The following is a 25,267-nucleotide window of genomic DNA, read 5'->3' as shown; positions in this document are numbered from 1 at the left end:
GAGGCTCCGACGCTGATGCGGACCACGCGCTGCGCGGGCATCCCCGCAACCCTAGAGGCGCCCCGGCGGGCCCGCATCCCGCGACGCGCCGGGATCAGACCGTGGGCCCCGTCACAGCGCCCTTCTCGGCACCGGCCTGCGCCGCCTTGCGCACGGCGCCGGCGACGGCGCCCGCGACCTTGTCGTTGAAGACGGACGGGATGATGTAGTTCGCGTTCAGCTCGTCGCGGCCGACGACGTCGGCGAGGGCGGTGGCGGCGGCCAGCATCATGTCGGTGTTCACGGTCCGGGACTGGGCGTCCAGGAGGCCGCGGAAGACGCCCGGGAAGACCAGCACGTTGTTGATCTGGTTCGGGAAGTCCGAGCGGCCGGTGGCCACGACGGCGGCGGTCTGGCGGGCGACGGCCGGGTCGACCTCCGGGTCCGGGTTCGCGAGCGCGAACACGATGGCACCCTCGGCCATGGTGGCGACGTCCTCGCCGGAGAGCACGTTCGGGGCGGAGACGCCGATGAAGACGTCGGCGCCGGCCACGGCCTCCTTGAGGGTGCCGGTGTAGCCCTCGGGGTTGGTGTTGTCGGCGATCCAGCGCAGCGGGGAGTCCGGCGCGGCGTCGACCAGGTCGGGGCGGCCGGCGTGCACGACGCCGTGGATGTCGGCGCTGACGGCGTTCTTCACGCCGGCGGCGAGGAGCAGCTTGAGGATGGCCGTACCGGCGGCTCCGGCGCCCGACATGACGACCTTGACGTCCTCAACTTCCTTGCCCACGACGCGCAGTGCGTTGGTGAGGGCGGCGAGGACGACGATGGCGGTGCCGTGCTGGTCGTCGTGGAAGACGGGGATGTCGAGGGCCTCGCGCAGCCGGGCCTCGATCTCGAAGCAGCGGGGCGCCGAGATGTCCTCCAGGTTGATTCCGGCGAAGCCCGGCGCGATGGCCTTGACGATGGCCACGATTTCATCGGAGTCCTGGGTGTCCAGGCAGATCGGCCACGCGTCGATGCCCGCGAAGCGCTTGAACAGCGCCGCCTTGCCCTCCATGACCGGCAGCGCGGCCATCGGGCCGATGTTGCCCAGGCCCAGGACGGCGGAGCCGTCGGTCACGACTGCGACGGAGTTGCGCTTGATGGTCAGACGGCGCGCGTCCTCGGGGTTCTCGGCGATGGCCGTGCACACGCGGGCGACGCCCGGGGTGTAGATCATCGAGAGGTCGTCACGGTTGCGGATGGGGTGCTTGGACGACATCTCGATCTTGCCGCCGAGGTGCATCAGGAAGGTGCGGTCGGAGACCTTCCCGAGGCTGACGCCCTCGATGCCGCGCAGCTTCTCGACGATCTCGTCGGCGTGGGCGGTGGAGGTGGCGGCGATGGTGACGTCGATACGGAGCTTCTCGTGCCCGGAGGCGGTCACGTCGAGGCCGGTGACCGAGCCTCCCGAAGACTCCACGGCGGTGGTGAGCTGGGAGACCGCGGTTCCGCTCGCGGGCACTTCCAGGCGGACCGTCATCGAATACGAGACGCTGGGCGCCGTTGCCATGGCCGTGTTCCTCTTCTGTCCCTGGTTCTTCTGTACACGCAGGGTCCCGCGCGGGCAGGACCTGTTGTCCGATCGTCCCACCTACCAGCCGGTACAAGGTAACCAGCTACAAACTCTGGAAGAACACTTCCACCATACGAGATAACTCGGGGTGGTGGAATGGTGGGTGCACACAAAACAGGTCCGCGCCCTCCACGGATGGAGGGCGCGGACCTGGTGTTCCGACTAAGACACCGACCCGCCATGCTCGCCTCGCGGCAAGTGGTCGCTCTAAGCGACGAAGGTTGGGCCCGGGGGCTTGGATCGAGCCGGTGTCGTACCCAGGCTAACAAAGGATCGCCGGAAGCGACTCCCCCTCCCGCGAGTTGGACACCACCGTCACGCTCCTGGCCGCGGGCCGATCGGCCGCGCCGCCCCGGTCACGGCCGCAGCAGCTCCGGCACCCCGTTCCCGTCCGGCCGGTCGGCCTCCGCCGAGACCACCGTCAGCTGCTGCGTGGCACGCGTCAGCGCCACGTACAGCACCCGCAGACCCGCCGCGGACTCCTCCGCGATCTCCGCCGGGGAGACCACCACCGTGGCGTCGTACTCCAGGCCCTTCGCCTCCAGGCTGCCCAGAGCCACCGCCCGCTCGCCCAGGTCGGCGAGCCAGCCCGCCGCCTCCGCACGCCGGTCCATGGCCACGACAACGCCCACCGTGCCGTCCACCTGGCCCAGCAGCCGCAGGGTCTCCTCCCGCACCGCCGCCCCGAGGTCGTCCCCGGCGGTCGTGAAGCGCGGCTCCAGGCCCGTCGAACGCACCGCCGTCGGCGGCTCCATCCCCGGCATCGCCAGCTTCAGCACCCGCGAGGCCACCTCCGCGACCTCCGCCGGGTTGCGGTAGTTCACCGTCAGCGTGAACCGCCGGCGCGGCCGGGAGCCCAGCGCCTCGTCACGGGCGGCCGCCGCCTCCTCCGGGTCCGTCCAGGAGGACTGCGCCGGGTCGCCCACCACCGTCCAGGTGCCCGTACGGCCCCGCCGGCCCACCATCCGCCACTGCATCGGCGTCAGGTCCTGGGCCTCGTCCACGATCACGTGCGTGTACTCGGTCCGCTCCGCCGCGATCCGCTCGGCCCGCTCCCAGGTGGTCTCCTCCCGGGTCGGCATCAGCTCCTCCAGCCCGCTGAGCTGGTCCAGCGGATCCATCTCCCGCTTGCGCTTCGGCCGCGCCGGCGCGCCGAGCAGCTGGTGGAGCTCGTCCAGCAGCGCCACGTCGTGCACCGACAACGGACCGGAGCCGTCCGGGCCGACCCGGCGCAGCGAACGCGCCAGCTGGCGGGTCTCGCGCGGGTTCAGGTCCCGGCGCGACCAGCGGCCCAGGCGCCGCTCGTCGGCCATCGCGGCCAGCACCCGGCGCGGGGTGAGCTCCGGCCACCAGGCGTTCAGGAAGCGGAGGAAGTCGTCCTCCGTGGAGATGTCCTCGTCGAAGGCGCTGCGCAGCTCGGCGGCCAGCTCCGGGTCGCTGTGCCGGCCGTTCGCGCCCGTCTTCGCGTACAGGGCGTCCAGGAGCAGCTTGCGGGCGCGCGGGCGCAGCAGGTTCACCGGCGTGTTGGCGCCCAGGATGCCCTGCCGGATCCGGTTCAGCTCCGGGGCCTCCAGCTCGACGCGGCGGCCGAAGGCCACCACGCGCAGCCGCTCCGGGGCGTCGCCCAGCTCCAGCGCGCCGCGCACCGCCTTGCGGAGCACCTTCAGCATGCGCGAGGAGCCCTTGATGCGGGCCACCGCCGGGTCGTCGTAGGTGGTCGCCTCGGCGCCGTCGACGAGGGAGCCCAGCGCCCGGATGGCGACCTGGCCCTCCTCGCCGAGCGAGGGCAGCACGCCCTCGGTGTAGGCCACCAGCAGCGGGGTCGGCGAGACGATCAGGATGCCGCCGGAGTAGCGGCGGCGGTCCTGGTAGAGGAGGTAGGCGGCCCGGTGCAGGGCGACGGCGGTCTTGCCCGTGCCCGGCCCGCCCGCGACCTCGGCGACCGAGGCGGCGGGAGCGCGGATGACCAGGTCCTGCTCGGCCTGGATGGACGAGACGATGTCCCGCATCGTGTGCGTCCGGGCCCGCCCGAGGGCGGCCATCAGCGCGCCGTCACCGATGGCGGGCAGCTCCCGGCCGTCGAGGCTGGCGGTGATCTCGGGACGCATCAGGTCGTCCTCGACGCCGAGCACCTTGCGGCCCTTGGAGCGGATCACCCGGCGGCGGACGACCCGGCCGGGGTCCTTGGGGGTCGACCGGTAGAACGGCGCGGCCGCGGGGGCGCGCCAGTCGATGACGAGGGGCGAGTAGTCGGTGTCGAGTACGCCGATGCGCCCGATGTGCAGGGTCTCGGCGATGTCGGCGGTGAGGTCCGGCCGGATCGCGTCGTCGGCGGGCTCGACGGAGGTGTACGCCCCGTCGGGTCCGCGCTCCCCGTCCTTCCCCAGGACGAGGTCGATGCGCCCGAAGAGGAAGTCCTCGAACTCGTTGTTCAGCCGGTTGAGGTGGATCCCGGCCCGGAACACCTGCGCGTCCCGCTCTGCGAGCGCGCCGGGCGTACCGACCTGGCCGCGCTTGGCGGCGTCGTTCATGAGGAACTCGGCCTCGTGGATCTTCTCCTCAAGGCGTCGGTACACCTGATCGAGATGCGTCTGCTCGACCGCGATCTCCCGATCGCGGACGGAATCCGCCGTGCTGTCGACAGCGGCATTCTGCGCGGCCACCAAGGCCCCCTTCTGACGTGCGTGGGCGACCGTCAACCGTACGCGAATCAGCCCCCACTCCGCACGCCAGGTCCGCGCGCCGGGACGGACCGCCCTGGTCGGGCGGGGTTGCGGGGGTGGGGACGGGGTGGGCGTGTGCTTTACGTCGGCACGGGGGGCGGGACTTTTTCCCCCTCGGGGGGCCGGGCGCGGCCGGTGGCTGCCCACCCGCCGGCCGGTGCCCCCGCGGGGCGGCGCCTGCCCAGTGCGGCGGGCCGACGGCGGCAAACCCCGCCGACCCGCACCGGTCAGCCGGGCCGGGCCCGGGGGACGACCGTGTCCCGGCGGGACGGTCTCAGAGAAGGGTTGGGGGTTTCCCGTCAGTCTCATCGTCCTTCCGCGTCGGGCCGGCCTGTCAAGGGCGCTCCTTCGTCGCGTCGCTGCGCGATCGCCTTCGGCGACCCTTGACAGACCGTCCCGCCACGAAAAGCCGAAGACTGCCGGGAAACCCCCAAAAGAACGGCACGGTCGACAGTCAGAGGAGCGGCTCACTCAGCGATCAGGCGGGCGGTCGGGGCCCGGCCCGCCGGGCATCCGGGCCGACATCCAGCGGATTCCGTGCCGGGGCGCACCTACCCGCACCAAAAGACGACGAGATCGTCCTGCGGAGCACCCAGGCGCCCCGGATCGCTACGCGCTCCTCTTTTCGCGGCGTCCGACGGCCGCCTTGGGCTGATACCCGCACCACAGGACGACAGGAAGGTTCCCCGGACCCGGCAGGCGCGGCAGATCGCTACGCGCTGCCCACGTCTTGGCGACTGCGGCCCGTCTGGGGCCGGGGTCCTCGGCAGATGAGGATGCCGCCCAGGCAATCCCCCGGTTCCGGTCCGCTGGGGTGTTCCGCCCCGGTCGGGTTCCGCGGCCCCGGTCCCGCCGCACTGTGTCAGTCGGTCGCGCTCAGGCCCCGGGTGGCGGGTGGGCAGCCACCGGCCCGCCCCCGGTGGGTCGCGGGGGATGAAGGGCCGCCCCACGTGCCCTCGTAAAGCCCCTATGCCCCCGCCCGCACCCGCCTCCGGTGCCGGGCCACCCGCTCCCTGTTGCCGCAGACCTCGCTTGAGCACCAGCGGCGGCGGTGGCCCCGGGAGGTGTCCAGGTAGAGGCGGGCGCAGCCGTCGCCGCCGCAGGTGCGCAGGAGGGCCAGTTCGCCGGGGTCGGTGAGGAGTTCCACGGCGTCCCGGGCCACGGTGGCCAGCAGGCCCGCGCATTCGACGCCGCCGCACAGCTCCCGCACCAGGTGCCCCTCCTGGTCCCGTACCGCGCACACCCCCGGCGGTGGTCCCGCGGCGGCGGCGTTGACCCGGGCCAGGGCGTCCTCGTCCGGGGCGGCGCCGGCCAGTGCGGCCCGTACGAGGCGGTCCACGTCGCGGCGCAGGCGGCGGAAGGCCTCCACCCAGTCGGGCCCGAGCCGGCCGAGCGGGGTCCGGTCGGGAACCAGTCCGGCGCCGACCAGCCACAGGCGCAGCTCGTCACCGTCACGAATGACCTCGCCGGACCCGCCAGACCCGCGGGACCCACCGGCACCACCGGAGTCACCAGGCCCACCGGGCCCGCCAGACCCCCCAGACCCCCCGAACCCCGTGGCCAGCAGGTCCAGACAGACCCGCCCGGAGTCGAACCACATGCCCGTCACCGCCTCGGTCGCCGTGGGACGCCTCCCCAGAGTGCCGTCGCCGTCCTCGAAGCGGAAGCCCCCGCGCGGGGGGCTACGCGGTCGGTGGGTCGTCGTGGAGCACGCGCTGGAAGAGGCGGTGGTCGCGCCAGGCGCCGTTGATGTGGAGGTAGCGGGGGGCGAGGCCGATCTCGGTGAACCCCGCCTTGGCCAGGACCCGCATGGACGCGGTGTTGTCGACGAGGGTCTGGGCCTCGATCCGGTGCAGTCCGAGCTCGTCGCGGGCGGCCCGGCAGACCTCCTCCAGCGCGGCGGTGGCCAGCCCCTTGCCGTGCCACTCCCGGTCGACCCAGTAGCCGACGCCCCCGCTGCACAGCGGCCCGTACGCGATGCTGCCCAGGTTCATCGCGCCGACGACCGCGCCGCCGGCCGCCTCCACCAGCACGTACGGGACCAGCCGGCCCCCGTCCCGCTCGTCGAGCATGCCCTCGATGCGGGCCCGCTGGCCCGCCTCGGTGTAGAACGCCTCGGGCCGCGAGGGCTCGTAGGGCGCCAAGTACGCCCGGTTGCGCGTCAGTACGTCGGCCAGCCCGGCGGCGTCGTCGACGGCCAGGCCCCTCATCTCCACCCCGTTGATGATCATTCGGGCACGCTAACGGATGGCCCCCGCCCCGTTCCAGCCCTCGCCCTCCCCCGGGTCCAGCGACAGCCGGTAGCCCCGCTTGACCACCGTCTGGATCAGGTTCGGCGCCCCCAGGGCGGCCCGCAGCCGGGCCATCGCCGTCTCGACGGCGTGCTCGTCGCGCCCCGCCCCCGGCAGCGCGCTCAGCAGGTCGGCCCGGGACACCACCCAGCCGGGCCGCCGGGCCAGTGCCCCCAGCAGGGCCATACCGGCCGGCGGCACCGGGCGCAGCCGGTCGTCGACTACCGCCGCGTGCCCCCGGATCTCCAGCCGGTGCCCCGCGACGGGCAGCACCCGCGCCCGGCCGGGGAGTTCCTGGCAGAGCAGCTGCACCAGCGGCCCGAGGCGGAACCGCTCCGGCTGGACGGTCGCCACCGCCTCGGCCTGCAGCGGCAGCGCCGTCACGGGCCCCACGCAGGCCGCGAGCACCGGCCCCCGCAGCGCCTCCAGCACGGCCTCGCGCAGCCCCCGCTCCGCGGCCCGGGAGAGCAGGGAGGCCGCGGCGGGCGCGGAGGTGAAGGTGACGGCGTCCAGCGCCCCGACGGCCAGCGCGTCGAGCATCCGGTCCAGCGGTGCGAGGTCCTCGGGCGGCATCCACCGGTACACCGGCACCGGCACCACCTCGGCCCCGCCGTCGCGCAGCGCCTCGACGAACCCGGGCAGGGGCTCCCCGTGCAGCTGGAGCGCGATGCGCCGTCCGGCGAGCGGCCCGGCCAGCAGCCGGTCCAGTACCTCGGCCAGGGACTCGGACTGCGGGGACCAGGCCTCCACCAGCCCGGCGGCCCGTACGGCGCCCTTGACCTTCGGCCCGCGGGCCAGCAGTTCGGTGGCGCGCAGCCGCTCCAGCAGCCGTTCGCCGATGCCCCAGCCGTCGGCGGCCTCGATCCAGCCGCGGAAGCCGATGGCGGTGGTGGCGACGACGGCGTCCGGCGGGTTGTCGACGAGCTCCTTGGTGGCGGCCATCAGCTCGCCGTCGTCGGCGAGCGGCACGATCCGCAGCGCGGGCGCGTGCACGACGGCCGCGCCGCGCCGGCGCAGCAGGGCGATCAGCTCGTCCGCGCGGCGCGCGGCGGTGACTCCGACGGTGAACCCCGCGAGGGGGCCGTGCGTAGCGTCGTCCATCGTGTGACCTGCCTTGCCCAGTACGTCTGTTACCCGGTGCGGCTGTTACCCGGTGCGTCCGCCACCAGCCTGCCCGACGTCGTCGTCGTCGCGGGGACCGAGCCTGCCAACCCGCCGTGTCAGGCTCGGTTCCACCGTATTTCCGGACCGTTAACCCCCCCTACACGGAGGTGAGCTGCGGCTTCGTCTCCGTCCCGGCGCCTTCCGGGCCGGCGGGCGCCGGGGCCGGCCGGCGAAGGTATACCGCCCAGGTGACCGCGCAGCACACCGCGTAGAAGCCGAGGAAGGCGACGAAGGCGGCCGTTCCGGTCCCGGAGGCCGTGAAGGCCTCGCGGAAGGCCAGGTTGATGCCGAGGCCGCCGAGCGCGCCCACCGCGCCGATCAGACCCATGGCGGCGCCGGACAGCCGCCGCCCCTGCGCGGCGGCCTCCTCGTCGCCGAGGCCGCGGGCCAGCGCCTTGGCCTGGAAGATGCCGGGGATCATCTTGTAGGTGGAGCCGTTGCCGAGCCCGCTGAGCGCGAACAGGGCGACGAAGCCGACGAGGAACACCGGCAGGGATTCCCGTACGGAGGCCAGCACGACCACGCCGGTGGCCGCGGCCATCGCCACGAAGGCGCCGAGGGTGATCCGGGCCCCGCCGAACCGGTCGGCGAGCGCCCCGCCCACGGGCCGGACCAGCGAGCCGAGCAGCGGTCCGATGAAGGTGAGGGAGGCGGCCTGGAGCGGGGTGCGTCCGAACTGGGTCTGCAGGACCAGTCCGAAGGCGAAGCTGTAGCCGATGAAGGAGCCGAAGCAGCCGACGTACAGCAGGGCCATGATCCAGGTGTGCGGCTCGCGGACGGCTTCCCGTGCGGCGCCCGCGTCGTTGCGGACGGGGGCCAGGTTGTCCATGCGGACGAGGGCCAGCGCGGCGGCGGCCACGATCAGCGGGAGGTAGGCGGCGAGCAGCAGCCGGGGGTGTCCGGCTCCGGCGGTGCCGATGACGAGGAGGGCGGCGAGCTGCACCACCGGGACGCCGATGTTGCCGCCGCCGGCGTTGAGGCCGAGGGCCCAGCCCTTCTTCCGCAGGGGGAAGAAGGCGTTGATGTTGGTCATGGAGGAGGCGAAGTTGCCGCCGCCCACCCCGGTCAGCGCGGCCACGGCCAGGAAGGTCCCGTACGAGGTGCCGGGGTCCATGACGACCAGCGCGGCGACGGTCGGCGCGAGCAGCAGCAGGGCGCTGGCGACGGTCCAGTTGCGGCCGCCGAAGCGGGCGACGGCGAAGGTGTAGGGGACGCGGACGAGGCCGCCGACGGTGGTGGCGGTGGCGATCAGGAAGAACTTCCCGGCCGGGTCGATCCCGTACGCGGGTCCCATGAAGAGCACCATCACGGACCACAGGGACCAGATGGAGAAGCCGATGTGCTCGGAGAGGACGGAGTAGAGGAGGTTGCGGCGGGCGGTCTTCTCGCCGGTCTCCCGCCAGAAGGTCTCGTCCTCGGGGTCCCAGTGCTCGATCCAGCGGCCGCCCCGGCGGCCTTGCGGCCGGCTTCCGTTCATCTCACGCCTCCACAGCTGTCGGGTCCGTGGTGACGACGCTAGGAACGGCGCGTTTCGGCCCCGGTCCCCGCCGGATGACCGGGGGGAAACCTTGCTCTCACCCGCCGTGCGCGCCGGGTGTGAGCGCGGCGGGGAGCCAGCCGGCCGGGGGGACTTCCAGCCAGCGGTGGGCGTCCTGGAGTTCGGCGGCGGCCCGGGCGAGGGCGTCCAGGCCGGGGTGGCGCAGGCCCGCGCGCCAGACCATGGACAGCGGGGAGAGCGGTACGGGGTCCACGAGGGGGCGTTTGACGCAGCCGGGGATGTCGGCGAAGACGACGGTGACCAGGACGGGGTTGCGGGTCTTGGCCATCACCCGCACGAACTCCTCCTTGCCGATGGCCACCGGCGCGGGCGGGGCCACGGCGATGCCCCGCCCGGCGAACAGCTCGCGGGCCAGGCCGGTCCACTCCAGGGTGCGCGGGTTCCCGGCGCCGGCGTAGACGCTCTCCCCGGCGAGCGCGTCGAGCGGTACGGATTCCAGCGCGGCCAGCGGGTGGTCCTCGGGCAGGAGCACGGCGAGGGGTTCGTGGCGCACGGGCCGGTGGGCGAGCCGGGACCGCAGGGCGGGGTCCAGGCCGTCGAAGTAGCCGAAGGAGACGTCGAGCCGCCCGGCGGCGATCTCGGCGGCGGCGTGGGTGAGGCCGCTCTCGAACCGGGCCATCAGCTCGTGGCCGGGGGCGAGTTCGCGGGCCCGTTCCAGGACGAGGCGGGCGGTGGTGGGGCCGTCGGTGTTGAGGTCGACGAGGAGGGCGGGTGGCGGGCCGGCGAAGGCGGCGGCGAGTTCCTCGTGGGCGCGGAGCACCTCGCGGGCGTGGGGCAGCAGGCGTGCGCCGTCGGCGGTGAGCTCGACGGCCCGGGTGGTGCGGGTGAACAGGGTGGCGCCCAGGGTCTGTTCGAGGCGGCGGACGTCGCGGCTGAGGGCCTGCTGGGCCACGTAGAGGCGGGCGGCGGCTCGGGTGAAGTGCAGCTCTTCGGCGACGGCGAGGAAGCCGCGCAGCAGCCGGGGGTCCACGTCGGGGGAGGTCACCCGGGAAGATTAACAACGGGAGGGCGTGAATGGCCCCGGAACAGGTGTTGGACCGCCGCCGGGGCCGGGGCGCAGGCTCGGGGCATGCCGCAAGAGACCCCGCTCATGGCCGTGACGGGCACCACCCTGGTCCTGGCCTCGCCCGCCCCTGCCGCCGCTACCGACCCCGCCCGCCGCCGCGCCCGGACCGGCCCGGCGGTCCCGGCTCCCGCCGCCTCCCCGGCTCCCGCCGGAGCCCCGGCCCCCGTCCGGCGTTCCGCCGCCGCCCGCCTCCTGGGCCCGTACGCCCGCCTGTTCGCCGTCCCGGGGGCGCGCGGGTTCACCGCCGGGAACCTGCTCGCCCGGCTCCCCATGGGCATGTTCGGGATCAGCGCGGTCATGATGATCGCCGGCCAGCGCGGCTCGTACGCCCTCGCCGGTGCGGTCACTGCGACCGGCATGGCCGCCACCGCCGTCGTCGCCCCGTGGACGGCCCGCCTCGTCGACCGGTACGGGCAGGCCCGTATCGCCGTACCGGCCACCGTGATCGCCGTCCTCGGCTCGCTCTCCCTCGTCCTGTGCGTCCGTACGCAGGCCCCGGCCTGGACCCTGTTCGCCTCCTACGCGGCCACCGCCACCACCCCCAACATCGGCGGCATGTCCCGGGCCCGCTGGACGCACCTGCTCCCCCGGTCCGCGCACCACACCGCGATGTCCTTCGAACAGGCCGCCGACGAGCTGTGCTACATGCTCGGCCCGGTCCTCGCCGCCTTCCTGTGCACCGCCGTCTTCCCGGAGGCCGGCACCCTCACGGGGGCGGTGCTGCTGCTGACCGGCATGCTGGTGTTCACCGCGCACCGCGCCACCGAGCCCCCGCCCGGCGGGGCGCCGCGGGCCGGAGGGGGCCGCTCGCCGCTGCGCGCCCTGGCGCCCCTGCTCGGCCTGTTCCTCGCCACCGGCCTGGTCTTCGGCTCGATGGAGGTCACCTCGGTCGCCCACCTCTCCGCCCTGGGCCTGGGCGGCGCGTCCGGCCCGGTCCTCGCGCTCCAGGCGGCCGGCTCCTGCGTGGCCGGGCTGCTGTACGGGGCCAGGCGGCCGCTCGGTCTGCGGACCTGCCTGCTGGCGCTGGCCGGGGCGATGGCCCTGCCCTGGGCGGCGGCGGCCACCGGCTCCCTCGTACCGCTGGCGGCGGCCCTGCTGCTGGCGGGCATGTCCACGGCGCCGGTGATGGTGACCGCGATGGGCCTGGTCCAGTCCCGGACCCCGGAGGGCCGCCTCAACGAGGGCATGACCCTGGCCGTGACCGCGATCCTCGCGGGCATCGCGGCCGGTTCCGCCACGGCGGGTCTCGCCGTCGACCGCTTCGGCACCGGGACGGCGTACCTCCTCCCGGCGGCCGCCGCTCTGGCCGCACTGCTTATCGGATCGGCGACTCCACGGCCCGGTCGTTGATCGGGATTTCATCCGGCTGCCGGGTGACGTCACCGCGTGGGTCGCACCCTTCCTCGCCGCAATCCGCCATAACTGGGGAGGCTTTCTCCCAAACCCTTCCCTTCGCGGAGGAACTCCCCTTGCCTGCTTCGCGTTCCGTCTCCTCGGCCCTGATCGTCGCAGCCGTCACCGCGTCCTGCCTGACGCCGGCCGTGCCGGCCCTGGCGGACTCCTCGCACATCCGCTTCTCCCAGCCGTACGTCCCCTCCATCGCCCCCGGGAAGACGGGCCGCGTCGTCATCGCGGCCCTGAACGGGGCCGACGCCGCGCACAGCAACACCTTCCGGATCACCGCCCCGGAGCGGACCACGTTCCCGGAGGCCCGCTTCTACTGGAACGGCCAGCGGGCGGGCGGCTCGTGCAGCCGCTCGAAGGACGCGCGCCTGCTGACCTGCAACGCCGGGACCCGCGCCGGCTTCGCCTTCCCGGCGAACACCCAGACGCGGCTGGCGGTTTCCCTCAAGGTGGACGCGAACGCCCCCGAGGGCACCACCCTGGACGGCGGCGAATGGTCCGACGGCGAGGACGCCCCGGCCCTGTTCGCCGTCGCCACCCCGGTGCGGGGCCCGAAGGGCGACGACGGCCCGCCCGGACACGACGGCCACGACGGCCACGAGGGCAGGCCCGGCCACCACGGCAAGCCCGGCCGCCCGGGCCCCAAGGGCGAGAAGGGCGACAAGGGCGACACCGGCGAGCGCGGCCAGACAGGCCCCCAGGGCCCGCAGGGCAGGCCGGGCCCGGCCGGCCCGCAGGGACCGCAGGGCCCCAAGGGCGACAAGGGCGACAGGGGCGACACCGGCCCGGCCGGCGGCCCCCAGGGCCCCAAGGGCGACAAGGGCGACCAGGGCCCCGAAGGCCCCCGCGGCCCGAGGGGCTACCCGGGCGAGCAGGGCCCGAAGGGCGACCGCGGCCCGGCCGGCTCGCAGGGACCCAAGGGCGACAAGGGCGACCAGGGCAAGCCCGGCGACTGCAAGTGCGGCAGCCACCACGGCGGCAAGGACCACGACGGCAAGGACCACCACGGCAAGGGTGACCACCACGGCAAGGGTGACCACCACGGCAAGGGCGATCACCACGGCAAGGGCGACAAGGGCGACCACAAGGGCGGCCCGAAGGCCCGCATCGTCACCTCCGGCAAGGGCCTCGGCATCCGCTCCGGCCCCGGCACGGGCTACGCGAAGACCGGAAAGATCGCGGCCGACACGGTCGTGGTGCTCCAGTGCAAGGTCAACGGCGAACAGGTCGACGACAACGCCATCTGGTACAAGCTCGCCGACGGCCGCGGCTGGATCTCCGCCCGCTACGCCCTGAACCTCAACAAGGTCCCGTACTGCTCGTGACCCCACCACGGTCCCCGGCCCCGCCGCCCGCACCGGCGGCGGTCCGGCGGCCCGGACACGGGCGAAGGCCCCGCAGCCGGCAGGCCGCGGGGCCTTCGCCCGTGTCCACCGCTCACACGGCCTTCGACCACTCCTCGCGCAGCATCCCGAAGAGCACCCGGTCGTAGCGCTCGCCCGCCACCAGCACGGCCGCCCGCAGCCGCCCCTCCTCACGGAAGCCGAGCCCCGAAAAGGCCCGTACGGCACGCTCGTTGCCGCTCCAGGTGTCCAGCTCCAGCCGGTGCAGCCCGTACGCGCCGAACAGGTGGTCCACCAGCAGCCGCACCGCGTCACGGCCGTGCCCCCGGCCCCAGAACTCCCGCTCGCCGATCGTGATGCCCAGGGTGGCCACCCCGACGTAGGGGTCGAGGTCGCGGTAGTCGGCCATGCCGATGACCCGCCCGCTCTCCAGGTCCTCGACCGTGAACACGGCCGCCTCCCTCGGCACCAGCCGCAGCTTCCCCTCGAACGCGATCGCGACCGCCTCCGCCGTGACCGGCCCGAAGAGGGGATCACCGGCCGCGGCCAGACGCACCACCTCCGGGTCGTTGCGCCACCGCAGGTGGTGTTCGGCGTCTTCGGCGCGCAGCGCGCGCAGTCTCACCAGGTTTCCTTCGAACATCGCGCCACCCTAAACGATCAAGAACGTAGGCCGAGGGGCCACGGACATGACGAAGGCCCCGCAGCCAACCGGCTGCGGGGCCTTCGCCCACATGGGATGAGTGGAGATGGCGGGAATCGAACCCGCGTCCAACGGTGCAGAAGCAGGGCTTCTCCGAGCGCAGTCCGCTGCGCTTTTCTCGGCCCCGGAGATCACACGGACAAGTCTCCGACGGGCTCAGTCACTGTTTGGTTTCCCTCCAGCCCCCGTGACCGGGGCTAGAGGTTTAGATCCCTTGTTGACGCCAGGATCCGGACCGGGACCACTTCCGGGCTGACGCTCCTCACAGAGGCTTCAGCTCACTGTTATTAGGCAGCGAGGGTGAAGCGGGAGTTATCGCTCTTGGAGTTGGCGATTATTGTTTGCGACATGTGGTTAGCGAGATCATTGCCGCTTCCTCGGCTCGCTTCCCCTGCATCGACATCCGCTGTCGAAACCGATCATCCCCATGTTTTTTTCTCAAGGTGCGCCGCCCCCTGGGGGGTGGTGCTGGTCCCCATCGTACGCGAAGTGGACCACCGGGTGCCAGGAGATTAAACCGTGCCCCGCTGCTTGCGGCGGATCGCCGAGATCGTCCGCTGGGTCTCGCGCGTGTCCTGCTTCTCGCGCATGGTCTGGCGCTTGTCGTACTCCTTCTTGCCCTTCGCCAGCGCGATCTCGACCTTCGCGCGGCCGTCCTTGAAGTACAGGGCCAGGGGCACGATCGTGTGACCCGACTCGTCGGCCTTGCGCTCCAGCTTGTCGATCTCCTCGCGGTGCATGAGGAGCTTGCGCTTGCGCCGGGCGCTGTGGTTGGTCCAGGTGCCCTGGCTGTACTCCGGCACGTGGACGTTGTACATCCACACCTCGCGGCTCTCGACCGACACGAAGCCGTCCACCAGCGAGGCCCGGCCCTGGCGCAGGGACTTGACCTCGGTGCCCGTGAGCACGATGCCGCACTCGTAGGTGTCGATGATCGTGTAGTCGTGCCGCGCCTTCTTGTTCTGGGCGATCAGCTTGCGCCCTTTTTCCTTAGCCATAGTGCGGTCATTTTCGCACTACGACCCCACCCCGAGGCCACCCAATACCGACCGCGCCCGCTCCTCGGCCCCCTCGCCGGCCGCCAGGTCCGGGGTGATGCCGCCGCCGTCGAGGCTGCGGCCCGCCGGGGTGCGGTACGTGCCCACCGTCAGCTCCGCCACCGCCCCGCCCGGGAGCTGGGTGGGCATCTGCACGGAGCCCTTGCCGAAGGTGCGGGTGCCCACCGTCACCGCGCGGCCGCGGTCCTGGAGGGCGCCGGTGACCAGCTCGGCCGCGCTCATCGTGCCGCCGTCCACGAGGGCCACCAGGGGGCGGTCGGTGTCCCCGCCGGGCGGGGCGTACAGGGCGCGCTCGGAGCCTCGTACGTCGTACGTCGCCACGAGCCCGCCGTCCAGGAACGCGGAGGCCGCCGTGACCGCCTCGGTGACCAGCCCGCCCGGGTTGCCGCGCAGGTCCAGCATCACCCCGGCGCCGGGCGGGGCCTGCCGTACGGCCTCCCTGACGCGCTCGCCCGAACCCCGGGTGAAGGAGGCCACCTTGATCACGGTGATGCCGCCCGCGAGGCGGCGTACGGTCACCGGGTCGGCGCGCAGCTCCTCGCGGCGGACGGTCTCGGTGAGGTCGGCGCCGTCCCGGCTCAGGCGCAGGACCACCGGGGTGCCGGCCTCCCCACGCAGCCGGGCCACCACGTCGGCGACGGCCAGGCCGGTGACGCTCCGGCCGTCCACGCTCAGCAGCCGGTCCCCGGCGCGCAGGCCGGCCCGCTCGGCGGGGCTGTCGGGCTGGACCCGGTCGACCTCGATCCGGCCGTCGCCGCGCCGCCCGGCCCAGAGCCCGACGCCGGTCCAGCGGCCGTCGAGGGCCTCGGCGAAGGCGGCGTACTCGCCCTGGTCGTAGACGGCGCCCCAGCGGTCGCCGCTGCGGCTGACCACCTCCTCGGCGGCCTTCTTGCCGGACTTGCCCTCGGCGACGGCCTCGGCGGCGGCCCGCGCGACGGCCTCCCGGTCGGCGGTCCCGGGGGCGGGGACGGCCTCCGGCTCCTCGGCACTCGTGAGGACGGCGGCCGGCCCGCCCTCGGGCCCGCCCCAGCACCCGGTGGCCGCCGCGGCCCCCACGGAGACGGCGAACAGCAGCGTCAAGAAGGCCCCGCGACGCAGGTCACGGGGCCGGAGACAGAGAGCGGGCAGACCCGGCATGCGGCCGAGTCTAGGACAAGCCCCGCTTCCGCAAGCGGGGTTGACCGTAGACGACAGGGGGCGCTCGTCACACCTTCAGGTACTTGCGCAACGCGACGAACGCCGCCAGGGAGGGCATCAGCAGGCCGATGACGAGGACCAGCGGGAGCTTCGTGAGGACCGCGTCCCAGCCGATGAAGTTGATCAGCTGGAGCTTGTCGCGGAGGCCGATGCCGTGGTCGATCACGAAGTACTGGCCGGCGCCGAGCATGGCGCAGGCGAAGCCGGCGCCGATGAGGCCGGCCACGGCCGCCTCCATGATGAACGGCACCTGGATGTAGAAGCCGGAGGCGCCGACCAGCCGCATGATGCCGGTCTCCCGCCGACGGCTGAACGCCGAGACGCGCACGGTGTTGACGATCAGCAGCAGCGCCACGATCAGCATGATCATCATGATGCCGAGGGCGGCCCAGTTGAGGGTGCCGAGCAGGGCGAAGAGGTTGTCGAGCTCGGTGGACTGGTCGGCCACCGACTGGACCCCGTCGCGGCCCGCGAAGGCGGAGGTGATGACCTCGTACTTCTCGGGGTTCTTCAGCTTGACCCGGAAGGAGTCCGGCATCTGGTCGGGGGTGACGACCGAGGCCAGGGCGGTGTGCCCGAAGCGCTCCTTGTAGTGCTTGTAGGCCTCGTCCGAGGACTCGTACATGACGGTCTGGACGAGGTCCATCTTCTTGAGCTCGCGCTCGATGCCCTGCTTCTGCTCGGGCGTGACGGCCCCCTTGGAGCAGGGCTTGCCGTTCCCGGCGGCGGGCGCCGCGGCTGCGCCCGGTGCGCCGGCCGCCGCCGGGGCGTTGCCCGCGGCGGCGTCCAGGGCGTCGTTCTTGGTGCAGAGGTAGACGGTGACGTTGACCTTGTCGTACCAGTACCCCTTCATGGCGCTGACCTGGTCCCGCATGAGCAGGGAGCCCCCGAAGAGGGCCAGCGACAGGGCCACGGAGATGATGACCGCGAAGGTCATGGTGAGATTGCGGCGGAGGCCGACGCCGATCTCCGACATGACGAACTGGGCGCGCATGGCGTCTCAGAGACCTTTCAGTGCTGGTAGCCGTAGACGCCGCGCGACTGGTCGCGTACGAGTCGGCCCTGTTCGAGTTCGATGACGCGCTTGCGCATCTGGTCCACGATCTGCTGGTCGTGCGTGGCCATGATGACGGTGGTGCCGGTCCGGTTGATCCGGTCCAGCAGCTTCATGATCCCCACGGAGGTCTGCGGGTCGAGGTTGCCCGTCGGCTCGTCGGCGATCAGCAGGGCGGGGCGGTTGACGAAGGCGCGGGCGATGGCCACGCGCTGCTGCTCGCCGCCGGACAGCTCGCCCGGCATCCGCCCCTCCTTGCCGCCCAGGCCGACCAGCTCCAGCACCTGCGGGACGGCCTTGCGGATCTCACCGCGCGGTTTGCCGATGACCTCCTGGGCGAAGGCGACGTTCTCGGCCACCGTCTTGTTGGGCAGGAGCCGGAAGTCCTGGAAGACGGTCCCCAGCTGGCGCCGCATGTGCGGGACCTTCCAGTTGGAGAGCTTCGCGAGGTCCTTCCCCAGGACGTGCACCTGCCCGTGGCTCGCCCGTTCCTCGCGCAGGACCAGCCGCAGGAAGGTGGACTTGCCGGAGCCGGAGGAGCCGACCAGGAAGACGAACTCGCCCTTGGCGATGTCGAGGGAGACATCTCTGAGTGCGGGCCGGGATTGCTTCGGGTAGGACTTGGAGACGTTGTCGAATCGGATCACGGGTGCACCACGGTCGCCGGGAGTAGGTGTGCGTGACCATACGCGAACGGGCGCGGAGTGGGGACCCGGCATCCGGAGTTGCCTGATTTATCCCCCGCTCGCGGGGGAGCCGGACCGCTCTTGCCCGGACGGGCCGCGCCGAATGTCGGCGGAGCTGGCACAGTGGTAGGGGGAACGGACTCGGTCCCCTTGCCGTTAAGCGTCACGAGGGGACGAGAGGAGGAGCGCATGACATATGACCGGCTCGTGTGCGCGAACTGCGCCGCACCTGTCAGCCAGGGCCGCTGCCCGGTGTGCCGGGCGAACCGGGAGCGCCTCCAGCAGGAGGGCCCCTTCGCAGGGCTGAATCCGATGGCGCTCATCGCGCTCATGGTGGTGCTGGTGGCCGCGCTGGCGCTGGTGGCCCGGACCGCGTAGGCCGCGCCGCGTTCCGATCACAGGCGAAGAGAGAAGGGCCCGGACACCATGGGTGTCCGGGCCCTTCCTCACTGTTGCCACCGCTTAGGCGGTCTGCTGCTCCTGCTGCTTGCGCCAGCGGATGCCGGCCTCCAGGAAGCCGTCGATCTCGCCGTCGAGGACGGCCTGCGGGTTGCCGACCTCGAACTCCGTCCGCAGGTCCTTGACCATCTGGTACGGGTGCAGGACGTAGGAGCGCATCTGGTTGCCCCAGGAGCTGCCGCCGTCCTTGAGGGCGTCCATCCTGGCCTGCTCCTCCTGGCGGCGCCGCTCCAGCAGCTTGGCCTGGAGCACGTTCATCGCGCTGGCCTTGTTCTGGATCTGGGAGCGCTCGTTCTGGCAGGAGACCACGATGCCGGTCGGGAGGTGCGTGATGCGCACGGCCGAGTCGGTCGTGTTGACGCCCTGGCCGCCGGGGCCGGAGGCGCGGTACACGTCCACGCGCAGCTCGGACTCGTCGATCTCGACGTGGTCGCTGGTCTCGACGACCGGGAGCACCTCGACGCCCGCGAAGGAGGTCTGGCGGCGTCCCTGGTTGTCGAAGGGGGAGATGCGCACGAGGCGGTGGGTGCCCTGCTCGACGGAGAGGGTGCCGTACGCGTACGGGGCCTTGACCACGAAGGTGGTCGACTTGATGCCGGCCTCTTCCGCGTACGAGGTCTCGTAGATCTCGGTCGGGTAGCCGTGGCGCTCGGCCCAGCGCAGGTACATGCGCTGGAGGCGCTCGGCGAAGTCGGAGGCGTCGACGCCGCCGGCCTCGGCGCGGATGTTGACCAGGGCCTCGCGCTCGGCGTACTCGCCGGAGAGCAGGGTCCGGACCTCCATCTCGTCCAGCGCCTTGCGGACGGACACCAGCTCGGCCTCCGCCTCGGCGAGGGTGTCCGCGTCCTCCATCTCCTGCGCGAGCTCGAAGAGCACCGCGAGGTCGTCGATGCGGCCGCGCAGCGCCTCGGTCTTGCGGACCTCGGCCTGGAGGTGCGAAAGCTTGCTCGTGATCTTCTGGGCGGCCTCCGGGTCGTCCCACAGGGACGGCGCGGCGGCCTGCTCCTCGAGCACGGCGATATCTGCCCTCAGCTTGTCGAGGTCCAGGACGGCCTCGATCGACCCCATGGTCGAGGAGAGGGACTTCAGCTCTTCGGAAACATCGACGACTGCCACGGGTCCAGCGTAGCCGGTCCGCGGACGGCCATCTCCGGTCAGGCCGGATCAACGGGTTCGGGGGAGGGCGGGTACGGGCGTACGCTCACCGTATGACCGTTCTACTCGTGAAGCGCCGCCATGTGGATCACATGCGTGTCACCACCACGAGCTGTCTGCCGCCGGACCTCGCACAAGCCTGATCAACCCCGATCCGACTTCGGTCCTGTACGCGGTCACGCCCGCCCGGCCCCATCCCCGCCGGCGGTCCGTTCCACGCTGCCCGCCGCCCCGCCATCTCTGGGGCACAGGACCCCGTGACATCCGAAACGGAGCCGTCATGCCGTCCGCGCACCCCTCCTCCTCTCCTTCCCTCGCTGTGATCGACCTCTCCCGGGCCGACGACCCCGCCGAGCGGGACGACTTCCTCAAGCAGCTGCACGCCGCCGCCCGCGACACCGGGTTCCTCTATCTGACCGGGCACGGGATAACCGAGGCCGAGACCGCCCGCATCCTGGAGCTGACCAGGGCCTTCTTCGCGCTCCCGGAGGCCGACCGGCTGAGCGTGAGCAATCTGAACTCCCCGCACTTCCGGGGCTACACCCGCATCGGACACGAGCTGACCGGCGGGGCCTCCGACTGGCGGGACCAGCTGGACGTCGGCGCGGAACGGCCGGCGCCGCAGCTGGGGCCGGAGGACCCGGCGTACCTGTGGCTGGAGGGCCCCAACCAGTGGCCGGCGGCGCTGCCGGAGCTGCGGGAGGCGGTGCTCGGGTGGCAGGAGCGGCTGGCGGCGGTGGCGCACCGGCTGCTGCGGGAGCTGCTGACCTCGATCGGAGCCCCCTCGGACTTCTTCGACGCGGCCTTCGCGGACCGGCCGCACCTGCACACGAAGCTGATCCGCTACCCCGGATCCGCCCCGTCGGGCGCGGACCAGGGGGTGGGCGCGCACAAGGACTACGGCTTCCTGACGCTGCTGCTGCAGGACGGGGTGGGCGGGCTGCAGGTCGTGCGGGACGGCGGCTTCGTGGACATCCCGCCGATGCCGGGGGCGTTCGTGGTGAACCTGGGCGAGCTGCTGGAGATCGCCACGGAGGGGTACCTGGTGGCCACCGACCACCGGGTGGTCAGTCCGCCGGGGGCGGTGGAGCGGTTCTCGGTGCCGTTCTTCTACAACCCGCGGCTGGACGCGGTGATCGAAACGGTCCCCGGGGAGTACCTGCGGTCCGCGCCGGGGGTCGCGCACGACGCGTCGAACCCGCTGCACGCGGAGTACGGGCGCAACGAGCTGAAGGGGTGGGTCCGGGCCCACCCGGCGGTGGCCCGGCGCTGGCACCCCGCGCTCGTCTCGGCGTAGCCGTCCGCCGGGGCGCCACCCCGCGGCCCCGCCCGGCGGCTAGGGGGCCCGGCCATGATCCGCCGGACGCCCCCTACGGCCGGGACGGGGCGGAGTGCTTCGTGCCCGGAGGGCGGGGGGCCGGGTCGTCCTCGGCGGTGGCGAGCCAGCTGCCCACCCCGACCGCCGCGGCCAGCGCCAGCGCCGACGCCGAGATGACCAGCCGCCGCTTGCGCACCGCCTCCGCCCGGTGCCGGGCGGAGCCCGGGCGGTGGCCGCCGGCGGGGCGCGGGACGCGGGCGGTGCCCAGGGCCCCGCCGGCGAGCTCGTCGGGCGTCGGCACCCGCATGGAGGTGTGCGTGTCCCGGTTGGAGTCCGTCGCGGAACCGGGGACCAGCGGGACCACCCCCCGCCTCCGTACCGGATCGGCGGCGGCCGACTCCTCCGCGGCGGCCGCCGGGGCCTCCGGCTCCGCCGGGTCGGCGTCGTCCGGCTCGTCCACGTCCAGCGGCGGCATCCCGGCCAGCAGCGGCAGCAGCTCCCGCAGCCGCACCGACAGCTCCGAGGCCCGCAGCCGCGAGGCCGGGGCCTTGGCCAGGCACTGGACGATCAGCTGCCACAGCTCCTCGGGAATCCCCGGCAGCGGGACGACGGTCTCCGTGACGTGCCGGCGCAGCACCGCGCCGGGGTGTCCCCCGCCGAAGGGGGTGAACCCGGCCAGGAGCTCGTACAGGACCGTGGCCAGGGCGTATATGTCGACGGCGGCCCGCGGGGGCAGGCCCTCCACTATTTCCGGGGCCAGATAGTCCGGGGTCCCGATGATCCGGGTCGCCTGGGCCGTCGCCCGCGCGCCGGCCGGCGCGGGGGCCCGGCGCGGGTGGTCGATGAGCTTGGCCACGCCGAAGTCGGTCAGCAGCGCGGGGTGCGCGCCGCCGGGCCCGAGCGGGCCCTGCATGTCGAGCAGGACGTTCTCCGGCTTCACGTCCCGGTGGACGACGCCCGCCGCGTGCGCCGCGGCCAGCGCGTCCGCGACGTCGGCGACGATGGTCACGGCCGCCTCGGGGGCCAGCCGCCGCTCGCGGTCGAGGCGCGTGCGCAGGTCCGTGCCGCGGACGAGGTCCATGACGAGGGCGAGGTCGTTGCCGTCCACGACCAGGTCGCGGACGGAGACGATGTGCGGGTGCTCCAGGCCGAGCAGCGCGCTGCGCTCCTGGACGAAGCGTCCGACCAGCTCCTGGTCGGAGGCGAGGTCCTCGCGCAGCAGTTTGACGGCGACGGGCCCGTCCGGCCCCTCGCCCAGCCACACCGTGCCCGCGCTGCCGCGCCCCAGGATCTGGTGGGCGGTGTACCGGCTGCCGATCTTCCGTGCCACGACTGCTCCCTCAGCGGCTGGCGTAACGCCCCAAAGCTACGCGGCCGAATGGGGGCCCGGCGCTCCGGATCGCGGTGACCTTCACTTCTGCGGGCGAAATCACGTCCTGGATGTCGACAAATCTACGAAGTCGGCGCTACGGGGGGCCGTTGGGGCCCGTCCGGAGCCGCAGCGCCGGCTGTCGGGTCGTCAGGACCCGCCGTCGGCGCCGCCGTTCACCTTGTCGCCGATCGAGCCGATGAAGTCGATGGCGTCGCTGCCCCAGCTCCAGACCTGGTCCCACCAGCCCTTGCCGGTGCCGACCCACTCTTGGAGCGGGGTCAGTTCCCAGATCAGCCAGCCGCCCACGAAGAGCAGCAGGACCAGCACCAGGCAGCCCTTGAGGCAGCCCAGGCCCGGGATGCGGACCGGGTTGGCGCTGCGGGGGCGCGGCTCGCGCGGTGGACGGGGCTCGCGCGGGGGCTGCGGCCGGGGCGGGCGCGGCTGCTGCGGGGGCTGCTGCACGGGCGGCTGCTGCACCGGCGGCTGGGGCTGCCGGTACGGCGCCTGCTGCTGCGGGGGCTGCGGAGGCTGGTACGCCTGCGGCTGCTGGTACGGCTGGGGCTGCGGGGCGTACTGGGGCGGCTGCTGGTACTGCTGCGGCGGAGGGGCCGGGCGGTACTGCGGCGGCTGCGGGGGCTGGTGCTGCGGGGGCGGCGGGGCCTGGCGCTGCGGGCGGCGGCGCAGCGGGTCCTCGCTCGGGTCCAGGTAGTGCATCTGCGTCTGCTCGTTGCGGTCCCGCGCGGCCCGCATCTGCGACTGCCAGGGGTGCGGCGCGTCGGGCCGCTGCACCGGCGGCATCACGGAGGTCGGGTCGGGGGCGCCCTGGGCCCCGGCGCCCTGCGCTCCGGCGACGGGCGGCAGCACGCTGGTGGCGTCCGCCCCGTCGACCGGCGGCAGCACGCTGGTCATCGCGTTCGGGTCGTACTGGTCGTACTCCCCCGCGGCCGGTACGGGCGTCGCCTGGGTCGGTGCGTTGCTCCCGGGGAGCTGCGGGGCGGCGGCGGGCACCGGCGCGGGCGAGGGGTCGGGGGCGAGCAGCGCGCCGACGCCGAGCGCGGCCTCGACCTCGTCGGGCGAGGAGTGCACGCGGATGCCGGCGGCGACCACGCGCAGGCCGCGGGCCAGGCTCTCGGCGCTCGGGCGCTCGTCGGGTTCCTTGCGCAGGCAGCGCTCGATGACGATCCACAGCGCCTCCGGCACGGACGGGGGCCGCTGCGGGTCCTCGCTGAGGTGGCGGTGGAGCACTTCGAGCGCGGTGCCGCCGGCGAAGGGCGGGCGGCCGGTGAGGAGCTCGTACAGGAGGATGCCGGCGCCGTAGATGTCGACGGCGGAGGTCTGCGGGCGGCCCTCGGCGGACTCGGGGGCGACGTAGGCGGGGGTGCCGACGAACTCGTGGGTGCGGGTGAGGCCCGGGGAGTCGGCGAGGCGGGCGATGCCGAAGTCGGTGAGCATCGGGCGCATCTGCCCGTTGCTCTCGTCGAGCAGGACGTTGGCCGGCTTCAGGTCGCGGTGGACGACGCCGTCGGCGTGGCTGGCGGCGAGCGCGTCCGCGATCTGGGCGGTCAGCAGGGCGGCGGCGACGGGGCTGAAGGGGCCGTTCTGCCGGATGTACTTGTGCAGGTCCGGGCCGTCGATCAGGTCCATGACGAGGGCGAGGAGGTCGCCCTCGACGACGAGGTCACGGGTGCGGACGATGTTGGGGTGCGTCAGGCGCAGCAGGACGGAGCGTTCGCGCAGGAAGCGCATGACGATGTCCGCGTCCTGGGCCAGCTCCTCCTTGAGGACCTTGATGGCCACGGTCTCGCCGGGCTGGCCGGCGACGGCCGCCTCCGCGCCGGCGGTCTCCCGCTGGCGGGCACGCCAGACGGTGCCCGTGGCGCCGCGTCCGAGCGGCTCCTCGAGCAGGTACTTGCTGCCGACTGGCCGCACGTCTCGCGCTCCCCTGCTGTCGTTTTCCGGCTGATTGGCGCCGAGGTGGTTTCCGGATGGGTTCCGGAGGGGTTTCCGGCCCAACTCTAGGGGGTGTCTCCGTGGAGGACGCGGGCCGAGGGAGGTTGGTTGCCGCACATTTGTGCGAAGGGTGAGTTTTGCGGCGTATGCCGGAGGCTCTTTTCCCCGGAATTACCTCGGCATTCGCTCGATCGGGTGGCCGGATCCTTGCGGTGAGCGGGGGCGGCCACCGCCTATCAAGATCATTTGTTGGCGGGTGCCGGGCGTGTTGCGGGCGACAGGTGCGAGGATGCACCCGTACGGAACGGCCGGGACGGGAGCCCTGCCTTCCGGCAGACCTGAACGGACGAAGCGTCCGTGCCGGGCGGGGGGTTGACCGGGCAGACATGTCCCGCCGCTCCCCCGCCGGGCGCCCCCGCACCGTGCACTGCGCTCCGCGCAGAAGGGACCGCTGACGGCGATGCAGATCCGGCTGACCGTCCTCGGGTCGCGCGGCGGCCACCAGGCCGCCGCCGCACCCGCCGGCTGTGACGTGCTCGTCACCGCGCCCGCCGGGACCGCCCTGGCCGCCGTGGCCTCCGGGCTCGCGGCGACCGTCGGCGGGCCCGATACCGGTGGCACGGTCGTGCTGTACGCCGGGTCGCGCCGGCTCGACCCCCAGCGGACGGTGCTGGGCGAGCCGCCGCTGGTGGACGGAGCGGTGCTCACCCTGCACGTACCGGCCCCGGACGCGGACGCCCTGGGGGACGAGGGGCTCGGCGCCCCGCAGCTGCACGTGGTGGCCGGGCCGGACGCGGGCGGCGTCCACCTGCTGCACCCGGGGTCGGTGCGGATCGGGCGCTCGGCGGACGCGGATGTCCCGCTGGACGACCCGGACGTGTCGCGGCTGCACTGCACGGTGACCGTGATGCCGGACGGGCGCGTGGCGGTGGCCGACCTCGGCTCGACGAACGGCACGACGCTGGACGGCGCCGCCGTGGGGGTCCGGGCGGTCCCCCTGGCGCCGGGGGCGCTGCTGCGGATCGGCGAATCCACCCTCCGCCTGGCGCCGGGCGGCGGCACCCGCCTCCCGGTCGTCCCGGACCCGATCACCGCCACCCGTACGTGCTCGCGCCCGTGCTCACGCCCGCCCATGCCGCTCATGCCCGCCGCCTCCCGCTTCCGCAGTCCGT

20 protein-coding genes and 1 other RNA gene are annotated in these 25,267 nt (G+C 73.4%); 5 read left to right on the top strand and 16 right to left on the bottom strand.

Translation table 11 applies throughout. The features are described 5' to 3' along the window. Positions 1-94: 94 nt before the first annotated feature. The 7 genes from AB0F18_RS13745 to AB0F18_RS13715 form a co-directional block, all read right to left on the bottom strand. The gene (locus tag AB0F18_RS13745) at positions 95-1,531 is read right to left on the bottom strand and encodes an NAD-dependent malic enzyme (protein WP_362059025.1); all 1,437 of its coding nucleotides are present in this window, start codon (positions 1,529-1,531) and stop codon (positions 95-97) included. Between the two features lie 419 nt (positions 1,532-1,950). Next, positions 1,951-4,257: a UvrD-helicase domain-containing protein gene (locus AB0F18_RS13740; protein ID WP_362059022.1), complete on the bottom strand. Its 2,307-nt coding sequence runs from the start codon at positions 4,255-4,257 to the stop codon at positions 1,951-1,953. A gap of 1,027 nt (positions 4,258-5,284) precedes the next feature. Beyond that, positions 5,285-5,917 carry a CGNR zinc finger domain-containing protein gene (locus tag AB0F18_RS13735; RefSeq protein ID WP_362059020.1) on the bottom strand — a complete coding sequence of 211 codons (633 nt, stop codon included), beginning with the start codon at positions 5,915-5,917 and terminating at the stop codon, positions 5,285-5,287. A gap of 82 nt (positions 5,918-5,999) precedes the next feature. Then, complete coding sequence (locus AB0F18_RS13730) at positions 6,000-6,548, bottom strand: GNAT family protein (RefSeq protein WP_362059017.1); 549 nt, start codon at positions 6,546-6,548, stop codon at positions 6,000-6,002. A 9-nt stretch (positions 6,549-6,557) separates the two neighbouring features. Then, positions 6,558-7,709, bottom strand: coding sequence for a uroporphyrinogen-III synthase (locus tag AB0F18_RS13725; protein WP_362059014.1), 1,152 nt, complete (start codon positions 7,707-7,709; stop codon positions 6,558-6,560). A 160-nt stretch (positions 7,710-7,869) separates the two neighbouring features. Beyond that, positions 7,870-9,249 carry a nitrate/nitrite transporter gene (locus AB0F18_RS13720; RefSeq protein ID WP_362059011.1) on the bottom strand — a complete coding sequence of 460 codons (1,380 nt, stop codon included), beginning with the start codon at positions 9,247-9,249 and terminating at the stop codon, positions 7,870-7,872. A gap of 97 nt (positions 9,250-9,346) precedes the next feature. Beyond that, entirely contained in the window at positions 9,347-10,315 is a 969-nt protein-coding gene (locus AB0F18_RS13715; RefSeq protein WP_362059008.1) for a LysR family transcriptional regulator, read from the bottom strand. Between the two features lie 84 nt (positions 10,316-10,399). Here AB0F18_RS13715 and AB0F18_RS13710 point away from each other — a divergent pair, with 84 nt between their 5' ends. Both AB0F18_RS13710 and AB0F18_RS13705 read left to right on the top strand, forming a co-directional pair. Further along, entirely contained in the window at positions 10,400-11,746 is a 1,347-nt protein-coding gene (locus AB0F18_RS13710) for an MFS transporter (protein WP_362059005.1), read from the top strand. Between the two features lie 119 nt (positions 11,747-11,865). Continuing rightward, on the top strand, positions 11,866-13,125 hold the full coding sequence (locus AB0F18_RS13705) for an SH3 domain-containing protein (protein WP_362059002.1): 1,260 nt from the start codon (positions 11,866-11,868) through the stop codon (positions 13,123-13,125). A gap of 112 nt (positions 13,126-13,237) precedes the next feature. Here AB0F18_RS13705 and AB0F18_RS13700 read toward each other — a convergent pair whose 3' ends face one another. From AB0F18_RS13700 to ftsE, 6 genes are all read right to left on the bottom strand, one after another. Continuing rightward, positions 13,238-13,786 carry a GNAT family protein gene (locus AB0F18_RS13700; protein WP_362058999.1) on the bottom strand — a complete coding sequence of 183 codons (549 nt, stop codon included), beginning with the start codon at positions 13,784-13,786 and terminating at the stop codon, positions 13,238-13,240. Between the two features lie 98 nt (positions 13,787-13,884). Beyond that, positions 13,885-14,273: a transfer-messenger RNA gene (ssrA, locus tag AB0F18_RS13695) on the bottom strand. 85 nt (positions 14,274-14,358) lie between these two features. Next, positions 14,359-14,844, bottom strand: coding sequence for an SsrA-binding protein SmpB (gene smpB, locus AB0F18_RS13690; protein ID WP_362058997.1), 486 nt, complete (start codon positions 14,842-14,844; stop codon positions 14,359-14,361). Between the two features lie 18 nt (positions 14,845-14,862). Next, the gene (locus tag AB0F18_RS13685; protein ID WP_362058994.1) at positions 14,863-16,041 is read right to left on the bottom strand and encodes a S41 family peptidase; all 1,179 of its coding nucleotides are present in this window, start codon (positions 16,039-16,041) and stop codon (positions 14,863-14,865) included. A gap of 67 nt (positions 16,042-16,108) precedes the next feature. Further along, entirely contained in the window at positions 16,109-17,095 is a 987-nt protein-coding gene (gene ftsX, locus AB0F18_RS13680) for a permease-like cell division protein FtsX (protein WP_362058991.1), read from the bottom strand. A 17-nt stretch (positions 17,096-17,112) separates the two neighbouring features. Continuing rightward, a complete protein-coding gene (gene ftsE / locus AB0F18_RS13675) occupies positions 17,113-17,802 on the bottom strand; it encodes a cell division ATP-binding protein FtsE (protein ID WP_351887067.1) in 690 nt (229 codons plus the stop codon). Positions 17,803-18,030: 228 nt separating this feature from the next. On the opposite strand from ftsE, the gene AB0F18_RS13670 reads away from it, so the two are divergent. Further along, positions 18,031-18,219 carry a hypothetical protein gene (locus AB0F18_RS13670; protein WP_344155544.1) on the top strand — a complete coding sequence of 63 codons (189 nt, stop codon included), beginning with the start codon at positions 18,031-18,033 and terminating at the stop codon, positions 18,217-18,219. Positions 18,220-18,303: 84 nt separating this feature from the next. Here AB0F18_RS13670 and prfB read toward each other — a convergent pair whose 3' ends face one another. Beyond that, on the bottom strand, positions 18,304-19,416 hold the full coding sequence (gene prfB / locus AB0F18_RS13665) for a peptide chain release factor 2 (protein WP_362058987.1): 1,113 nt from the start codon (positions 19,414-19,416) through the stop codon (positions 18,304-18,306). Positions 19,417-19,735: 319 nt separating this feature from the next. Here prfB and AB0F18_RS13660 point away from each other — a divergent pair, with 319 nt between their 5' ends. Next, entirely contained in the window at positions 19,736-20,752 is a 1,017-nt protein-coding gene (locus AB0F18_RS13660) for a 2-oxoglutarate and iron-dependent oxygenase domain-containing protein (RefSeq protein ID WP_362058985.1), read from the top strand. A gap of 73 nt (positions 20,753-20,825) precedes the next feature. Here the strand turns inward: AB0F18_RS13660 and AB0F18_RS13655 are convergent, their stop codons facing one another. Both AB0F18_RS13655 and AB0F18_RS13650 read right to left on the bottom strand, forming a co-directional pair. Next, positions 20,826-22,103 carry a serine/threonine-protein kinase gene (locus AB0F18_RS13655; RefSeq protein WP_362058982.1) on the bottom strand — a complete coding sequence of 426 codons (1,278 nt, stop codon included), beginning with the start codon at positions 22,101-22,103 and terminating at the stop codon, positions 20,826-20,828. Positions 22,104-22,292: 189 nt separating this feature from the next. Next, on the bottom strand, positions 22,293-24,074 hold the full coding sequence (locus AB0F18_RS13650; protein WP_362058979.1) for a serine/threonine-protein kinase: 1,782 nt from the start codon (positions 24,072-24,074) through the stop codon (positions 22,293-22,295). A gap of 481 nt (positions 24,075-24,555) precedes the next feature. Here AB0F18_RS13650 and AB0F18_RS13645 point away from each other — a divergent pair. Further along, on the top strand, positions 24,556-25,267 hold a 712-nt coding region (locus tag AB0F18_RS13645), incomplete at its 3' end, for an FHA domain-containing protein (protein ID WP_362058976.1).

It is taken from the genome of Streptomyces sp. NPDC029216 (assembly GCF_040648015.1).
In the GTDB taxonomy this organism is placed as follows: domain Bacteria; phylum Actinomycetota; class Actinomycetes; order Streptomycetales; family Streptomycetaceae; genus Streptomyces.
Note: the sequence above shows the minus strand (reverse complement) of the source record. Positions and strands in the feature narration are given on the sequence as shown.